Below are 16,937 nucleotides of genomic sequence, written 5' to 3' on the forward strand. Positions count from 1 at the left end.
CTAGTCTGCACCCGCATTACCTGACCAGCTAACCCGCTTATCTGAACCGGCACATTCATTTTTACCGTATTAAAGTTGTAACTTTTAAAAAATTTCCTGATTGAAAAGTCCCCTATTATCCGGTTGTGTTTTTCTTCTTCTCTTAGTTTACCATACTTCTTATTCACAGTCTTATTCAAACATCGAATTCATTGAGAACAAAGGCCAATGGGATCCAAGGGTACAGTTCAAAAGCGATATGAGCGCCGGGGCTTTTTTCCTGGAACGTCATGGTTTCAGGGTGGTGCAACATAACATTAAGGACCTGCAGGAAATGGCAGAATACTTTCATGGTCATGCTCATGGTTCAGAAGACCCGGTAGTTACGGCTAAAGGGGCCGCCGCACCAAAGCCCACCAAAATACTCCGCTCACATGCTTACGATGTACAATTCTTAAGTGCGGGTTCACCAGAAATCGTCGGCGATAAACCGCTTGAGAGCTACAACAACTACTTTATTGGCAACGATCCTTCTAAGTGGGCTAACAATTGCCGCATTTTCCAGGCGGTCACTTACAAGAATATGTACCCCGGTGTCGACGTAAGGTATTACACCAGCAATGGTCAACTGAAATACGACGTAATTGCGCATGCTGGCGCTGATCTTTCGAAACTGGCGGTCCGGTATGATGGTGTCGACGGACTACAGGTAAAAAACGAACAGTTGGTTATTTCAACTTCAGTTGGCGAAATGAAGGAAATGGCTCCTTATGCTTACCAGGTGATCAATGGCAAGAAAAAAGAAGTTGGTTGCCGTTTTAAAGTTGCCGGAAAAGTAGTTCAGTTCAACCTGGAAAACTATGATAAAACGGTCCCATTAGTAATCGATCCAACCCTTGTTTTTTCAACGTTTAGCGGCAGCAAGGGAGACAATTGGGGCTACACAGCTACATATGGACCTGACGGAAGTTTTTATGCAGGCGGAACAGTAAATGGCACCGGCTTCCCCGTAAGCACCGGTGCGTTCCAAACCAATTTCCAGGGTGGACAGGCGGGTGGTGAAGAACCATGGGATATGGGCATCATAAAGTTTAATCCCAGCGGATCAACCCGGTTGTATGCCACTTACCTTGGTGGAAGTGGCCAGGATTACCCCCATAGTCTTGTTGTCGACAATCAGAACAACCTTGTTATTGGAGGAAGAACAAATTCGACAAACTATCCTACTACATCTCCGATTATTGGAGCAGGAGGGGATTACGATATTATACTTACTAAACTTAATGCAACCGGTACGGCTTTGATCGGCTCCCTAAAGATTGGCGGTACCCAACGCGACGGGGTAAACGTTCGGCCTAAATACGAAACCCCGCGTGGTTCTGAAACCATTCGCCGGAACTATGGCGACGACTCTAGAAGCGAAGTTATTCTTGACGCTGCCGGAAATATCTACCTGGCATCAAATACACAATCCATCAGTGCCACGGTTGCCAACAACTTTCCCACCACTCCCGGATCATTTCAACCAACACAAACAACTATCGGCGGTGGGCGCCAGGATGGAGTACTGATAAAGGCGACGCCAAACCTAAGTGGAATTTTGTTTAGCAGTTACCTGGGAGGAACCGGTGATGATGCCCTTTTTGTGCTTGCCTTAAATCCGCTTAATGGCAACGTGTATGTTGGCGGAAATACCACAAGCCCTAACCTGCCCGGTGATAAAACCGGGGTTTACCAGGTATCTTACCAACAAGGGCAATGCGACGGATTTGTATCTATCGTTTCTCCTGATGGCAGCACCCTGATAAAAACCAGCTACATGGGTACCCCAGGTAATGATATGTTGTACGGGCTCCAGTTCGACAACTTTGGTTTTCCTTATATCATGGGTACAACAACTGGTCAATGGCCGGTACTCAACGCTGCATTTAGCCAGCCGGGCTCCAAACAGTACATTGCCAAAATAAGGCCCGACCTTTCAGGACTGGTGTATTCAACCATCTTTGGCACCAGTAACGTGTTTCCCAATATCTCGCCGGTGGCTTTTCTTGTTGATCGTTGCCAAAACGTTTACGTATCAGGCTGGGGTGGACAACTTAACGACGCTTCAGGTTCGGGGCCAGGAAATGGTGGCTACGACAATGCGGGTACAAACGGGCTTACCGTAACTCCCGATGCGCTTCAGCTTACGACCGACAACAGCGACTTTTACTTTTTTGTGCTTAAGCGCGATGCCACCGCGCAATTATATGGAAGCTTTTTCGGCCAGTTTAGTACGCAAACAGGAGGTGAGCACGTGGATGGTGGAACGAGCCGCTTCGACCGAAACGGGGTTATATACCAGGCCTTATGTGCAAATTGTAATACTCCCACAGTTACATTTCCTACAACACCGGGGGTTTGGTCGCCTACAAATGGCTCGTCAAATTGTAACCTGGCTGCCGTTAAAATTGCTTTTAATCTTGCAGGGGTAGGTTCGGGCGTGCAGTCGGCAGTGAAGGGGGTAGCCAGGAGGAATTCTGGTTGTGTGCCACTCACCGTTGATTTCACGGACACCATCGCGACCGGTGTAAGCTTCTACTGGAACTATGGCGACGGTTCTCCCGAGGTTAGAACAGACGTGCCTTCCTCTTCACATACGTTTACGGCAGTGGGTACTTACAATGTAAGGCTCATCTCTATTGACTCCACTACCTGTAACATCACCGATACTTCATTTACCACCATCCGGGTAAGAAACGACGAAGCAAAGCTTGATTTTACATCGGCCAAGATCCCGCCGTGCCAGTCAACCACCTACCAGTTTACCAATACCTCAACAGCACCAGCAACAAGGCCGTTCTCCAACAATTCTTTTCAATGGACCTTTGGCGACAACTCAGCACCGGTTATCACCGGATCGCAGAGCGTAACCCATGCCTTTCCAGGTGTTGGTACCTACACGGTTCGACTCGTTTTACTCGATACCAATTATTGTAACTATCCCGATTCTGTTGTTCGACAAATCAGGATCTCGCCAAACGTAGCTGCTGCCTTCCAGACCCCGCCAAGTGGTTGTGCGCCGTACAATGCACGCTTTGAAAATACATCGGCAGGCGGCCAGCAGTTTTTCTGGGATTTTGGTGATGGAACCACTTCCACACAAACAAGCCCCACCCATCAATACAATACACCAGGAACGTTTGTAGTGAGGTTGAGGGCAGTTGACTCCGCTACCTGTAACATTTCCGACAGCACCACGTTTACCATTACTGTCAGCGAGAAGCCGGTCGCATCGTTTAGTTATGCACCTGATCCCCCACTTGAAAATACTGCTGTTGTTTTCACCAATACCTCAATTGGTGCCACCAGCTACCTGTGGCGGTTTGGCGATGGGGATACCTTGCTTACCACTTCGACCTTGCCGGTTCAGCATTATTATAACGAAACGCGCAAGTATACCACCTGCCTTGTTGCCATAAACCAGTACGGATGCCGCGATACTACCTGCCAGGATTTACAAGCGATAGTTGTTCCCGTTCTCGATATTCCAAATGCGTTTACACCAAACGGGGATGGCATAAACGACAAGGTCTTTGTTCGCGGGTTTGGAATTGCTAAAATGAACTGGCGAATTTTCAACCGGTGGGGAGCACTTGTTTTTCAAACAGTAAACCGTAACGAAGGGTGGGATGGCATTTACAGAGGAAGCCGCCAGCCAAAAGAGGTTTATCACTATGTACTGGATGTAGAGTTTACCGACGGAAAAAGAACCCAGAAAAAAGGGGATATCACACTATTATAACCGATCTATGAAAAAGCTACTTAATCATAAAGCTTTACTGATTGCTCTTGCGCTTGTCTCAGCTTCTGTAACAACAAAGGCGCAGGACCTTCACTTTTCACAATATTTCAATGCACCACTGCTTGTAAACCCGGCAAATACCGGTTTTACCCCTGAAGGTGATTACCGGGTTGGAATTAATTATCGCAACCAGTGGGCGAGTCTGGGGGGCAATCCCTACAAAACTTTTAGCCTTTATGGGGATGCACAGGTTTTGGGAAAAAGGATTGAGAATGGCTGGTTGGGGGTAGGCGGGGCATTGCTTCGCGATGTGGCAGGCTCGGGTAACCTCACTTCCACACGTGCATTTGGTTCTGTAGCTTACCACCAGGCACTTGGACTAGGAAGTTTGTTAAGTGCCGGCTTCAACGTGGGTTGGGTGAATAAACGGGTTGATTTTACTAAGCTCACCTTCGATAATCAATGGAACGGCAAGTTCTTCGACGTGTCAACCCCAAGTGGAGAAGGTTTTATCACAAACCAGATCAACTATTTTTCCTTACAGGCCGGATTGAATTACGCCTATTTTCCAAATGATAATACCTACCTGAATGCTGGCATAAGCATGTCGAACATCAATCGTCCACGTGAAAGTTTCTCTTCCTCCGACACGTTTGATCAGCGGATCAGCAGGCGTTACACCACCTTTTTAAATGGTAGTTTTAAGGTAAATGATCTCTGGATCGTAAACCCCAACATATATGTGAGCACAATGGCCACCGCATGGGAAGTGGTTGCGGGTGTAAATGCTCAACGCGACCTTACGGGGGACGGCGATGCACAGTTGATCTTAGGCGCTTACTATCGCGTAAAAGATGCTATTGTTCCGGTTGTGGGTTTTCAGAAAGGCACCTATAAGCTAACCTTTAGCTATGATGCAACCACTTCGGGCCTGAGCAGGTACAACCAAACCAGGGGTGCCTACGAAATTTCAATTGTTAAACAAGGTTTACTTGATGTTAGCCAGCCACTAAAATGTCCCGCCGTACGATTTTAGTTCCCTGATAGTTGACTTGTTAAGGAAGAATATTGCCACAGCTTATCCTGGCTCATTACTAGCGTGGAACTAATTGCATCTAATATTTCGTTTCACCGATTTTTATCTGCGGGTACAGAAAGAGGCTGTCTCAATTATGGGGCAGCCTCTTTTTGCAACGGTAAGGTGTAGTTCATTAAGCAATGCGCAGTATGCTATTCGCAACATGACTTCCTCTCTTGATCAGTATCCACTTTATTGGTTCCTGTACATCAGGGTAAATGGTTAGCCTTGCTCAAGAAAGTTATGCGGTACAAGCGAGCGTGGCAACGATGTTCCAAAAACCAATTACTGCTGGTCACCAAAAAAAAACAACATTTATGTGGGACCGTTTATATCCAGTCTTTGCCTTTGCTGCCGCCATCATTGCGAATTGAGAAGTTGCCTCTTTTATAAAATTTCCGGTACTTCTCGCTGATTTCTTTTGATTGCAGGGTGCCGTTAATGTAAAGCTCATTATTTTTTACTTCTACATTGTAAGCCTTGTTTTTGTCGATCAATCCATCCTTCGCCAGTTCGTTTATACAAGCCTGGCTATTTTCCATCTCCACCTTTGCTTTTTCCATGGACACCTTAGCTTTTTCCATGGCTTTTGAAACACTTTCCTGTATTTTCCGGTGATCTATATCGACCTTAAAGTGTTCGCGATCAAGTTTTGTTCTAACGTTATCAAGTGAGGCCTTTAACTTTTCCATGTCCACTTCTTTCACCTTTGCCATGGACTCCTTAAGTTCTGCGTCCATTTTCTTCCAATCAATACTTTTCATTGCTTTTTCCACGTCCTTACTAATTTTTTCCGCGTCGATGGCAGAGAGTGAGGCGTTGATTTCTTTCTGCATCTTTTGAAAGTCCAATTGCTTCATCTGTTCTTCAAGTTTCGACATCTGAACTTCAAGCTGTTTCATCGATTCATTTAATTGGTCCATTCGAAGTACATCAGCATCCCCACTCCGTTTGTTGGGTGTGGTGGTATCCTTATTTGTTTGGGTGCGAAAGGAGTCTGGTTGGGCCGGGTTTTTCTGGCGAAACGAAACAACACAAATGGTGCATGCTATCGTTGCAAGTAGCATAACGATCCTGGTGGGGCAGAACAACTTTTTCATGGTGGAGGTTTTAGTTTGGCTTACGAATTAGTTCGTATCAAATATACGATGTGCTTCGTATATCAATAAAGCGGCATAGTATAATTAGAAAATTTTAACACTTTGCCGTTTTGCCGGCGACAGATATTTGTGTGCTTATTGCAGTTATAATCATTAGCTTTCGATGTATTGCAGCCTGCGATAAAAAACGACAGATATAATATGAAAAAGTTACTGACCCTACTTGCAGTTATTATGGTGTGTTCACCGGCATTTTCACAAGGAGAATATATTGAAGATGAGCCCCGTGGTTTTAAGAAGGAGCGGGTTTTTATAGGGGCGAGTCTAGGTCTGGGTCTTGGAAGCGGGGTATTTAACGTGGGTGCAAATCCGGAGGTAGGATATAGTATTACCAACTGGCTTGATGCCGGTTTATCAACGAATTTCAACTACACTACCATACGTCCTGAATATAATTTTGGTTACCGCCAACGGAGCACAACGTATGGCGGAGGTGTTTTCGTAAGGGTGCACGCATTCAGAGGTTTTTTTCTGCAGGCTTTACCGGAGTATAACCGCCGCACAATCCGAAACCGGTTTGTGCAAGCGGGAGGACCTGACGACCGGTACAAGCTGGAAGCGCCGAGTTTCCTGGCAGGTGTTGGTTATGGCGGTCGTGTAATCGGTCAGTCAGGATTTTTTACGGTACTCATGTTTGATCTTGCAAACAATTCGAATTCGCCCTACATCAACAGCTATGTTGATAATAATGGCAATGCCATCAGGAGCAGGTTGCCGGTGCTGCGCACCGGTTTTAATGTATACCTCGGTCCAAAGCGTCGAAGATAGCCTGGGGCGAGTTGTACACTGCTATCCTTTTGTTCCACTCTTCATATAGGAAGTCGACCTCTGACATCTGTTCGATATGAGCAATAAGGTGATTGTAAAAACCGCCTGAGTTCAGAATGATGAGTGTTTTATTATGAATGTTCAGGGTGTTCCATGTGAGCATCTCAAACATTTCATCCATTGTGCCATATCCACCAGGTAATATAATGGCAGCATCGCACATGTCGTACATGATCTTTTTGCGGGTATGCATGTCTTCAACAACCTGCAAGTCGGTGATACCTTCGTGTTGGTGTTCCCAGCCGATGAGCAGTTCAGGGATGACACCCATAACTTTTCCACCATTACTCATAACACCGTTTGCGAGTGCGCCCATAAGTCCTTTTCGGCCGCCCCCGTAAATGAGCCTTATTCCATTCTCGCCCATCAACTTACCCAACTGTGCGGCATGCTCACTAAAAATTGGATTAGTTCCGTTTTTGGAACCACAAAAAACAGCTATGGCTTTATATTGCATTGTCGTTCATTTTATAAGCCGCAATATTAGGTCAATATTATTTACTACTTTTCAAACCCTTCACCCACCGAAATTTAAAAGGCCGTATGTCTCCACTACTGTTGTTCTCTTTTGTAATTGCTTATTTTCTTCTCTTGTTAGGTGTTGCCTGGTATACCAGCCGGAATAGTGACAATGAAAGTTTTTTCATCGGCAATCGCAGTAGTAACTGGATGCTTGTTGCATTTGGTATGATAGGAACTTCGTTAAGTGGTGTAACGTTTGTGTCGGTTCCGGGAGCGGTAAAAGTAGAGTCGTTTGCATACTTCCAGATAACGATAGGGTACTTGTTGGGTTACCTGACTATTGCCTATGTGCTGCTTCCGCTGTATTATGCCCTTAACGTTACCTCTATCTATAATTACCTGAATACAAGGCTGGGTTTTTCGTCGTATAAAACAGGAGCATCGTTTTTTATATTATCGAGAACGCTGGGTGCGACTGCCCGTTTATACCTGGTGGTCAAGATCCTCCAGGATGCAATTCTAGCCGAATTCGGTATTCCGTTCTGGTTAACCACCCTGGTGATCCTGATTATGATCCTGCTGTACACTTACGAAGGCGGGGTTAAAACCATTGTATATACGGATACCCTACAAACTACCTGTATGCTTGCGGGCTTGGTGATTTGTACAATTTATATTCTGAACTCGCTCAACATCAGCCTTGGTGAAAGCTTACAACAACTGTCGGACAAGGGGTATAGCAAGATCTTTTTCAGTGACCCGATGAGCAGGTTCTTTTTTTTAAAGCAGGTACTTGCGGGAGCATTCATCACGATCACGATGACGGGTATGGACCAGGAAATGATGCAGAAAAATATATCGGTAAAAACGTTGAAAGACTCACAAAAAAACATGGTGACGATTGGCTTTATCATGTTGGTGGTTATCGGCCTGTTCCTTTTTATGGGCGGGTTGCTATACCTCTATGCCGACCAGTTTGGTGTTACCGCGACTGGTGATAAACTGTTTCCTGAAATTGCCCTTCATCATCTTCCTCCATTTGTATCAGTCATCTTTATCATTGCCCTTATTTCGGCCTTATTTCCCAGCGCGGATGGTGCCATTACAGCGCTTACTTCTTCTTTCTGCATCGATATTCTGGGTATCAAGCGTCGTAAGGGTTTTACTGAAGCGCAACAAAATAAAACCAGGAAAAACGTACACCTTGTTTTTGCATTGATATTCCTGGTGTTTGTGCTGGTATTTCGATGGATTAACAGCCCAAGTATGATCGGGGTTATCTTAAAGGTTGCTGCTTATACGTATGGACCGTTACTTGGTCTATTTACCTTTGGATTAATTACAAAGCGGGTAATTAAAGGCAACCTGGTGCCGCTTGTGTGTATTGCTGCTCCGATTATATCTTACCTCGTTGACATCAATCAGAAAAGACTTTTCAACGGTTACGAGATAGGACTTGAATTATTGGTTTTAAACGGTTTTCTTACTTTTATTGGTCTATTGGCGATATCCCGGCCTTCAAAGGGGGGTGAGTTGCCGGTTAGTGAACCGTTAACGTAGCCGCTTTTATATTTTTTTAATGCGTTTGGACTAGCTTTACGCCTACTTTCGTGGCTAACGGTTTACTGTTGGTGCTTTATTGCAACAGTGCTTGGGTAATGATTTTCAAAACCATGAAACCGTTAATTCTATTTCAACAGCTAAGGGAAGATCCTGGTCCAAAAACAATCATACCGCATGAATGATGTAAGATTGATCGATGAACTTGCTGAACAATACGCTGCCAGATACACTTCACCCGAGGATGACGTCCTCAAAGAAATAAACGACGACACTACCCTGAACCACGAACATGCTCATATGTTAAGTGGACATGTGCAAGGAAAATTTTTGTCTTTCCTTAGCATTATTTTGCAACCTACCCACGTTCTTGAGATAGGGACCTTTACCGGTTATAGTGCCATTTGCCTGGCGGAAGGACTGCTAAAGGACGGCGCATTGCACACGATTGAGATCAGGGAACAGGATGCAGACGTTGCCCGCAAGAACATTGGCCGGTCAAAAAACGCAACCCTTATACATTTGCACGTTGGAAATGCGTGTGATATTATCCCTGCTATTCCCGTGGAATGGGACCTGGTGTTTATTGACGCAGACAAAACCGGCTATATTGATTATTACGAAATGGTAGTTCCCAGGCTTTCGGCAAAAGGGATCATTATCGCAGATAACGTATTATTCCATGGCCATGTATTGAAGGAACCTGTAGCAGGCAAAAACGCCAGGGCTATCGCCGACTTCAATGAACATGTTGCCAACGACCCCCGGGTAGAGCAGGTGATGCTTACCGTTAGGGATGGATTATTACTGATAAAAAAGAAATAATGACGATCAACACTTCGAAGATTATTCTTACTGTTCTTGCCAGTGTTTGCTGTTTTTTTAAAACGGTAGCCCAAAAAGAGAAAGACAGGGCAGCTAGATACATTGAGCAGTATAAGGAACTCGCGATGTCAGAGATGTTGAGAACGGGTATTCCCGCATCTATTACCCTTGCCCAGGGCGTTTTGGAAACCGCAGCCGGTCAGAGTATTCTCGCTCAAAATGCCAATAATCATTTTGGTATAAAGTGTAAGGGCGACTGGATCGGGGAGACCATGGCGTATGACGATGATGCAAAAGGGGAATGCTTCCGCAAGTATGCAAGTGTTGAAGACTCGTATAAAGATCATTCTGAATTTCTTCGCACCCGTCCAAATTATGCTTCGCTGTTTTCCATTCACCCATCGGATTACCAGGGTTGGGCGGTTGGCTTAAAAAAGGCCGGTTATGCTACTAATCCAAGTTATGCTGAGCGACTGATGCGTGTTATTGAAGAGCACAACCTTCAACAATATACTTTGCTGGCGCTCCAGAAAACCGCAGCGGGCGCTACACTTGCTCTTGCGGCTGTCTCCAAGCCATCGCCTGAAGTGGTATCAGCCTTAGAAAGCAGTAGTTCAATCAATAATGATGGCAAAGTTTCGCCGACACCCGCCAAAAAAATCAATTACCCCGGGGGCGTGTTTATCATGAACGGCACAAAAGTGATTTATGCAGAAGCAGGAACCTCGCTTTTTGCAATTGCAAACAATCACCGCGTAACTTATAATAAACTTATGGAGTTTAATGAGCTCGACAATAAAGACATACTTGAAAATGACCAGTTGGTATTTCTTGAAAAAAAGCCAAAGAAAGGCGTAAATGAATTTCACACTGTGGCTTTGAATGAGTCGCTCTACGAAATCTGCCAGAAAGAGGCGGTTCAAATGTCGAGCGTGATGGAATATAATCACCTTCAAAAGGGAATGGTTCCTGCAGTTGGAGAGAAGTTATACCTGAAGATTAAGGCGACAGCTTCGCCAAGACTCGCAATGGAAAATAGGAGCTCTGCTACTTCGATGTGATCCGTATTAGCTTATCTTAGCCGCCTTAATCTTGCTACATGGCTCCTGTAAAATTTCACGATAAGTATTTCGTTCCTTATATATCATCGGCGGAGATCCAGGAGAAGGTAGTAGAACTTGCCCGCAGGCTAAATGAAGACTACAAAGGAAAAAGGCCGCTGTTTATTTCGGTATTAAACGGCTCTTTTATGTTTACTGCCGACCTCTTTAAATACCTGACGATCGAAGCGGAGGTTTGTTTCATAAAGCTGGCGTCTTACAAGGGTACAAAGTCATCCGGTCAAATCCTAACTGCAATTGGTCTGGATACCGATATCAACAATAGGGATATCGTTATTCTGGAAGACATCATCGACACCGGAAAAACAATGACGGAGTTTCTCCGCCAGATCAACCACCAACAGCCCACTTCACTTAAGATTGCCGTTTTGTTGCATAAACCTACGGCAACCGCTTACCCCTTAACAATCGACTATACCTGCTTTTCCATTCCCGACAAATTTGTTGTTGGATACGGGCTGGACTATGATGGGCTGGGTCGCAATCTCTCCCAGTTATACCAGCTTGACGAGGATAATGAAGATTGACGTAGTAGTCAGTTGTTGTCAGCGATTTAAAGAGACATTAACCATTGCGGGTTGTTATCCTTTGTGCTAATAGCCCGGCGATTGTGCGTGTACCTAAATTTCGATAAATTCGTCATGCTTCTCATATCAAATCATTCCTTTGAACAGGATCTTCCAATTGTTGATTGTGCTGATGCTATCGCTTTCTTCCGCTGCACAGTTTTACCTGCGTGGAGAAGTCAGGGACGAGCAGGGGAGACCTGTATCTAATGCCAGGATAAAGTTTTTTTCCAAGGGCAACTTCCCTTATTATACTGGTGCAGGAGGCGCATTTGGAGTTCCTACTACCCTAAAGATCGATACGATTACAATTATAGCAGACGGGTATGAAACATTTACAGCCCCCGTCCGATCTGCAACATACGAGGTATTCACCCTCAAGATGACGGCCCTGAAAGCAAATTCCACAAAGCAGCGGCTGGCAAGTCTAACCAAGAATCTACTTGCCCAAAAGCGTCAACAGCAGTTAGATATCGGGGAGAGCTACTCCAGCACCGTGGAAAATGACTTTGTGATTACAGGCAAGTACCCGGAAACAGGATATGCACTAACCGTTGACAGGGCCTCTTACAGCAACATCAGGAGATTTTTAAATCAAGGCGAAAGGGTCCCCGCAGATGCGGTGCGTATAGAAGAGATGCTGAACTATTTTAATTTTGGGGGCAAACAAAATGTTGAACCAGGGCAAAATTTCGCCGTAACCACCAATATTACCTCTTGTCCATGGAACGATAAAAGCGCACTGCTCTATATCAACCTGCGGGCTAAAAAAATCAGTTTAGACAAAACACCTCCTTCAAACCTGGTTTTTTTAATTGATATTTCCGGCAGTATGGATATGCCGAACCGGCTGCCTTTGCTAAAGACCGGTTTTAAGCTCCTCGTTGAGAATCTCCGTTCTATAGACACCGTTTCTATTATCACCTATGCCAGTGGGGTATCGATAATGCTTCAGCCAACCTCGGGCGCCGAAAAACAGAAGATAATTGAAGCACTAGAAGGGCTTACTCCGGCAGGGGCAACCTCGGGTGAAGCCGCGATTGCAACAGCTTACCGGTATGCTACAAAAACTTTTATACGGGGTGGCAACAACAGGGTGATATTGGCAACCGATGGCGATTTTAATGTTGGGGTAACCAGCGAAAGGGAACTGGAAGAACTAATCGCAAAGCACCGTCAAACGGGTATTTACCTGACTTGTTTGGGGGTGGGTATGGGTAATTATAAAGACAGCAAACTGGAGGCACTTGCTAAAAAGGGCAACGGCAACTTTGCCTACCTGGATAATGAACACGAGGCGGAAAAGGTGCTGGTGGAAGAGTTTGCTCAAACGGTGTTTACGGTAGCAAATAACGTGTTTATGAATGTCGAATTCAATCCTGCGCTGGTCAGGCAATACCGCTTGATTGGCTTTGATAACAAGCAATCGGCTATTGAAGACAGTGTGAGTAGCCTCGAAGGAGGAGAGGTGGGCAGTGGTCATAGCCTGCTATCCGTATTCGAGATTTTGCCCGACTCAGCACTTTTCCGTTCGGTTAACCAACAGGTAGCTACACTAAAACTAACTTATTCGATTCCGGGGAACGCAGATACAAGAGCCGATGTTTTCAAGGTGTTGACCAACTATAAACCCATTATGAGTGCGGACTCATCACTTCGTTTTGCCACGGCATTGGTTATGTTTGGAAGTATACTAAAACAGTCTGGTTATCTTAAGGACGTAAGTATCGAAGATGTGCAGCAACTTGCTGCAACAGCTGTGTCGCCAAACGATCGGCTTCAACTGGAATTTGCAGGGCTGGTACAAAAAGCAAAAAGGCTTTACCCAAAAAGAAAACAACGCAGGTAGTTAAGTAGAACACAACAAAAAAACGCAGACAATCTTGACTGCGCTTTAAGTTTATATCAGCTTTTTCTTTAAGAAAACGCCTCTTTTATTTTATCGAAAAAGCTTTTCTCGCTTTTGTCGGGATGTGGCTTGAAGTTATTCGATGCATTCATACGCTCGAGCATCGACTTTTCATCGCCGCTGACATTTTGCGGGGTCCATACATTTACGTGAATTAACTGGTCTCCTTTAGAGTAACCATTTACTTCCGGAAAGCCCTTTCCTTTTAGCCTGAAAATCTTACCACTCTGGGTTCCTGCGGGAACCCTAATCTTTGCTTTACCATCAATGGTTGGAACTTCAACCTGGGTGCCGAAAACAGCATCCGGGAACGAGATATAGAGGTCGAAAGCAACGTTGAGACCGTCGCGGTGTAATAAAGGATGCGGTTCTTCTTCAATAAGTATAATCAGGTCACCTGGCATGCCCCCACGTTCGCCGGCATTGCCTTTTCCACTCAGGCTTAGTTGCATTCCTTCCTGTACTCCTGCCGGAATATCTAACGAAACCTGCTCCTCACCATATACACGTCCCTCACCTTTACATGTTCCGCATTTGTTGGTAATTGTAGTGCCTTCTCCGTTACAGGTTGAACAGGTTGTAACGGTTTGCATTTGCCCGAGAAAAGTATTGGTTACACGTTTAACCTGCCCGCTTCCCTGGCAAGTGCCACAGGTTTGTATACTCCCCTGATCTTTTGCCCCGTTACCATTACAGGTAGTACAAACTACATGCTTTTTTACTTTGATGGTTTTTGAAACTCCTTTCGCGATCTCTTCGAAACTCAGCTTTAGTTTAATCCTAAGATTGCTGCCGCGCTGCCCGGTCGCCCGTCTTCCTCCGCCGCGGCCGCCCCGGCCTCCGCCACCACCAAAAAAGCTTCCAAATACATCCTCGCCAAATATGTCACCAAATTGGCTGAAGATATCATCCATATTAGCTCCGCCACTAAAACCACCCGTGCCCGGACCAAAAGCAGCATGACCATAACGGTCGTATTTTGCTTTTTTATCGGCATCGCTTAATACTTCGTACGATTCTGCAGCTTCTTTAAATTTTTCCTCTGCTTCTTTGTCACCGGGGTTCCTGTCGGGATGGAACTGCATAGCGACTTTGCGGTAGGCTTTTTTTATTTCCTCAGGTGATGCAGTTTTGCTTACCCCTAAAACTTCATAATAATCTCTTTTGTTTGCCATTTTATGCAAATACCATGGTGCATGCCATGGATTTTTTTATTTCACCTACAGTTATAAGTTTTACCATTCCGTTTGCCGGCTCGACCCCGGCGTAATTGATCAAAATGCTCCCGACTCCCCGGTTATTGCTGTATCCCGGTGCTTTGGAAAAGAGCCATATTGCTGCTGTTCCCTGATCACCGGAACGCATTGGTATTCATGTTCTATTTACCGACTACTACTTTTGCATGCCTGATGATTTTATCATTCAGGTAATATCCTTTTGTTACTTCATCCAGTACTTTACCCTGGAGCTCTGGAGTTGGAGCAGGTATTTCCGTAATTGCTTCATGCTTTTCAACGTCGAAGTCGGTGTTTACGCTTTCCATGGGTTGAAGACCTTTGTTCTGAAGAATAGTTCTCAACTTATTAAACACGAGTGTAACACCTTGTTTCACCTGGTTAACGTCTGTTGTGTCCTGAAATTGTTTTTCGGCACGTTCGGAGTCATCAAGTACTTCCAAAAGGGAAGTAATAATTTCCTTACCCGCTGTTTGGCTGAGCTCGATTCTTTCCTTGGCTGTTCTACGCCTGTAATTATCAAAATCCGAGAATAAACGTAAGTATTTGTCTTTCTGTTCAGCAATCTCTGCCTTTAGCTTTTCGCTTTCTGTATCCTGTACAAAAGGGTCACTCAAATGAGAAGTCCCAGGCATATTTTCATCGGAATTCAAATTGATCATATCTTCTGAAGTAGCCGTTTCCTCCTGGGGTATTTCTTTTTCTTCCATACTTTATTTTTTGCGCAAAATTAAAGGTCAAAGTGTTTGCCAAAGCGCTTTTCTGGTCAAATTGACATTTTTAAAAAAACCGATGAGACAATCCGGAAAATTATCTTTGCCCCATGACAAAGGTGATCCTGAATAAGAAGATAAGTCCGCGAATCAGCAATGGCCATCCCTGGATTTTTAATAACGAAATAAACAGCATAGACAGTGCAGTCGATCCGGGTTCAATAGTCGAGGTTTATACTAGTGATCAAAAGTTTGTAGGACGAGGATATGCAAACCCCAAATCGCAAATTGTTGTCCGCTTGCTTACCAGGGATCGCAATGAGCAAATTGATGCCAAATTTTTTCAAAGACGGATAGCCGCAGCCTGGGAGTACCGGCAGAAAACCGGGTATATCGAAAACTGCAGGCTTGTATTCGGTGAAGCCGATTTATTGCCTGCATTAATCATAGATAAATTCAACGACTACTTTGTGGTGCAGACACTATCGCTTGGTATGGATCGTTGGAAAGAAACTATTGTTCAGGTATTGGAGACGCTGTTCAATCCCAAAGGTATTTATGAAAGAAATGATGTGCCGGTTAGGGAACTGGAGGGAATGGAACAAAAAAAGGGTTTTCTAAGCCAGCCTTTCGATACAAACGTACTCATCAACGAAAACGGCTTGAAGTTTCTCGTTGATGTGGAAAACGGACAGAAAACCGGCTACTTCCTTGATCAGCAGGATAACAGGAGGGCAATCAGGCATATTGTAAAGGATGCCGATGTGCTTGGTGTGTTTACCTATACCGGAACATTTGAGATACATGCGGCGCATTATGGTGCAAGGAGTGTGTTAGGCCTGGATATTTCGGCCAGCGCCGTTGCACAGGCTACGAAAAATGCCACAATTAATGGTTTGGAGCAGGTATGTAAGTTTTCTGAAGTAAATGCTTTTGATGTTCTTAAGGCATGGGTTAAAGAAAACCGATCCTATGATGTTGTAATGCTCGACCCACCGGCATTTACCAAAAGCCGTGAGAATATCCAGAAAGCCGTTTCAGGTTATAAAGAGATTAACCTGCGTGGTATGAAGTTGGTCAAGCCCGGTGGCTTCCTTGTAACCAGCAGTTGCACCAACCTGGTATCACCTGAGCTTTTTATGAGGACCATACAGGAAGCCGCAAAAGACGCGAAAAGAAACATCCGGCAGGTTATGTTCAACGCACAGTCCGGCGACCACCCTATACTTTGGGGAATTGAAAACACCAACTACCTTAAATTTCTGATTATACAAGTACTCTAGGCAAATGGGGCTGCCGAAGAAACAGGCTCAGGGCTTCGGCAAAAATACAGCACAACAAAAAAACCCGCAAACTGCGGGTTTAATATTTTTATACAGGAGGAAGTGCTTCTCCAGGCAGTTTACTTAGCAACCTGGAACTTGCCCGATTCAATAATGCGACCGCTTTTATCCCGAAGCTGAAAGATGTATACACCACGGTAGAAATCAGTTAAGGAAATATTTGTTTTTTGTCCAACGGCCGTTACTTCATAAACTTTTTTACCAACAAAATTATAGACCTGCAGCGTATAGTCTTTATTGATTGTCTTTTGGAATTCGAAATTTATCGAACTGACCGCAGGATTTGGATAAAACTTAAGCACTTTTTCATGAAAATCCATTGGATTCAGCGCTGAAGTTTTTGGAACCTGCGCTCTCGCGGACGTGCAGAACAT

14 protein-coding genes are annotated in these 16,937 nt (G+C 44.8%); 9 read left to right on the top strand and 5 right to left on the bottom strand.

What is annotated here, in order from left to right; genetic code table 11:
- The first annotated feature begins 100 nt into the window (after positions 1–100).
- Positions 101–3,763, top strand: coding sequence for a gliding motility-associated C-terminal domain-containing protein (locus EXU57_RS05175; RefSeq protein ID WP_243745516.1), 3,663 nt, complete (start codon positions 101–103; stop codon positions 3,761–3,763).
- Between the two features lie 7 nt (positions 3,764–3,770).
- The gene (locus EXU57_RS05180; RefSeq protein ID WP_133267115.1) at positions 3,771–4,799 is read left to right on the top strand and encodes a PorP/SprF family type IX secretion system membrane protein; all 1,029 of its coding nucleotides are present in this window, start codon (positions 3,771–3,773) and stop codon (positions 4,797–4,799) included.
- 371 nt (positions 4,800–5,170) lie between these two features.
- On the opposite strand, the gene EXU57_RS05185 is transcribed toward EXU57_RS05180, so the two are convergent.
- Entirely contained in the window at positions 5,171–5,941 is a 771-nt protein-coding gene (locus EXU57_RS05185) for a hypothetical protein (RefSeq protein WP_133267116.1), read from the bottom strand.
- 201 nt (positions 5,942–6,142) lie between these two features.
- Between EXU57_RS05185 and EXU57_RS05190 the strand changes: the two genes are divergently transcribed.
- A complete protein-coding gene (locus EXU57_RS05190; RefSeq protein ID WP_133267117.1) occupies positions 6,143–6,769 on the top strand; it encodes a hypothetical protein in 627 nt (208 codons plus the stop codon).
- Here EXU57_RS05190 and EXU57_RS05195 read toward each other — a convergent pair.
- Positions 6,735–7,286 carry a TIGR00730 family Rossman fold protein gene (locus EXU57_RS05195; protein WP_133267118.1) on the bottom strand — a complete coding sequence of 184 codons (552 nt, stop codon included), beginning with the start codon at positions 7,284–7,286 and terminating at the stop codon, positions 6,735–6,737. The genes EXU57_RS05190 and EXU57_RS05195 overlap by 35 nt on opposite strands.
- Positions 7,287–7,372: 86 nt before the next feature.
- Here EXU57_RS05195 and EXU57_RS05200 point away from each other — a divergent pair, with 86 nt between their 5' ends.
- The 5 genes from EXU57_RS05200 to EXU57_RS05220 all read left to right on the top strand — a co-directional run bounded on the left by EXU57_RS05200 (position 7,373) and on the right by EXU57_RS05220 (position 13,212).
- On the top strand, positions 7,373–8,851 hold the full coding sequence (locus EXU57_RS05200) for a sodium:solute symporter (protein WP_133267119.1): 1,479 nt from the start codon (positions 7,373–7,375) through the stop codon (positions 8,849–8,851).
- A 177-nt stretch (positions 8,852–9,028) separates the two neighbouring features.
- Positions 9,029–9,676, top strand: a complete 648-nt coding sequence (locus EXU57_RS05205; protein WP_133267120.1) for an O-methyltransferase — start codon at positions 9,029–9,031, stop codon at positions 9,674–9,676.
- Positions 9,676–10,737 carry a glucosaminidase domain-containing protein gene (locus EXU57_RS05210; protein WP_133267121.1) on the top strand — a complete coding sequence of 354 codons (1,062 nt, stop codon included), beginning with the start codon at positions 9,676–9,678 and terminating at the stop codon, positions 10,735–10,737. The genes EXU57_RS05205 and EXU57_RS05210 overlap by 1 nt, the downstream gene beginning before the upstream one ends.
- 38 nt (positions 10,738–10,775) lie before the next feature.
- On the top strand, positions 10,776–11,324 hold the full coding sequence (gene hpt / locus EXU57_RS05215) for a hypoxanthine phosphoribosyltransferase (RefSeq protein WP_133267122.1): 549 nt from the start codon (positions 10,776–10,778) through the stop codon (positions 11,322–11,324).
- A 139-nt stretch (positions 11,325–11,463) separates the two neighbouring features.
- On the top strand, positions 11,464–13,212 hold the full coding sequence (locus EXU57_RS05220) for a YfbK domain-containing protein (RefSeq protein WP_133267123.1): 1,749 nt from the start codon (positions 11,464–11,466) through the stop codon (positions 13,210–13,212).
- 68 nt (positions 13,213–13,280) lie between these two features.
- Here EXU57_RS05220 and dnaJ read toward each other — a convergent pair whose 3' ends face one another.
- Both dnaJ and EXU57_RS05230 read right to left on the bottom strand, forming a co-directional pair.
- On the bottom strand, positions 13,281–14,447 hold the full coding sequence (dnaJ, locus tag EXU57_RS05225; RefSeq protein ID WP_133267124.1) for a molecular chaperone DnaJ: 1,167 nt from the start codon (positions 14,445–14,447) through the stop codon (positions 13,281–13,283).
- A gap of 203 nt (positions 14,448–14,650) precedes the next feature.
- The gene (locus tag EXU57_RS05230; protein ID WP_133267125.1) at positions 14,651–15,217 is read right to left on the bottom strand and encodes a nucleotide exchange factor GrpE; all 567 of its coding nucleotides are present in this window, start codon (positions 15,215–15,217) and stop codon (positions 14,651–14,653) included.
- Between the two features lie 113 nt (positions 15,218–15,330).
- On the opposite strand from EXU57_RS05230, the gene EXU57_RS05235 reads away from it, so the two are divergent.
- The gene (locus tag EXU57_RS05235) at positions 15,331–16,503 is read left to right on the top strand and encodes a class I SAM-dependent rRNA methyltransferase (RefSeq protein ID WP_133267126.1); all 1,173 of its coding nucleotides are present in this window, start codon (positions 15,331–15,333) and stop codon (positions 16,501–16,503) included.
- A 119-nt stretch (positions 16,504–16,622) separates the two neighbouring features.
- Here the strand turns inward: EXU57_RS05235 and EXU57_RS05240 are convergent, their stop codons facing one another.
- Positions 16,623–16,883, bottom strand: a complete 261-nt coding sequence (locus tag EXU57_RS05240) for a T9SS type A sorting domain-containing protein (protein ID WP_165958038.1) — start codon at positions 16,881–16,883, stop codon at positions 16,623–16,625.
- Positions 16,884–16,937 lie beyond the last annotated feature (54 nt).

The sequence above is a fragment of the Segetibacter sp. 3557_3 genome, assembly GCF_004354985.1.
Classification (GTDB): Bacteria; Bacteroidota; Bacteroidia; order Chitinophagales; family Chitinophagaceae; genus Segetibacter.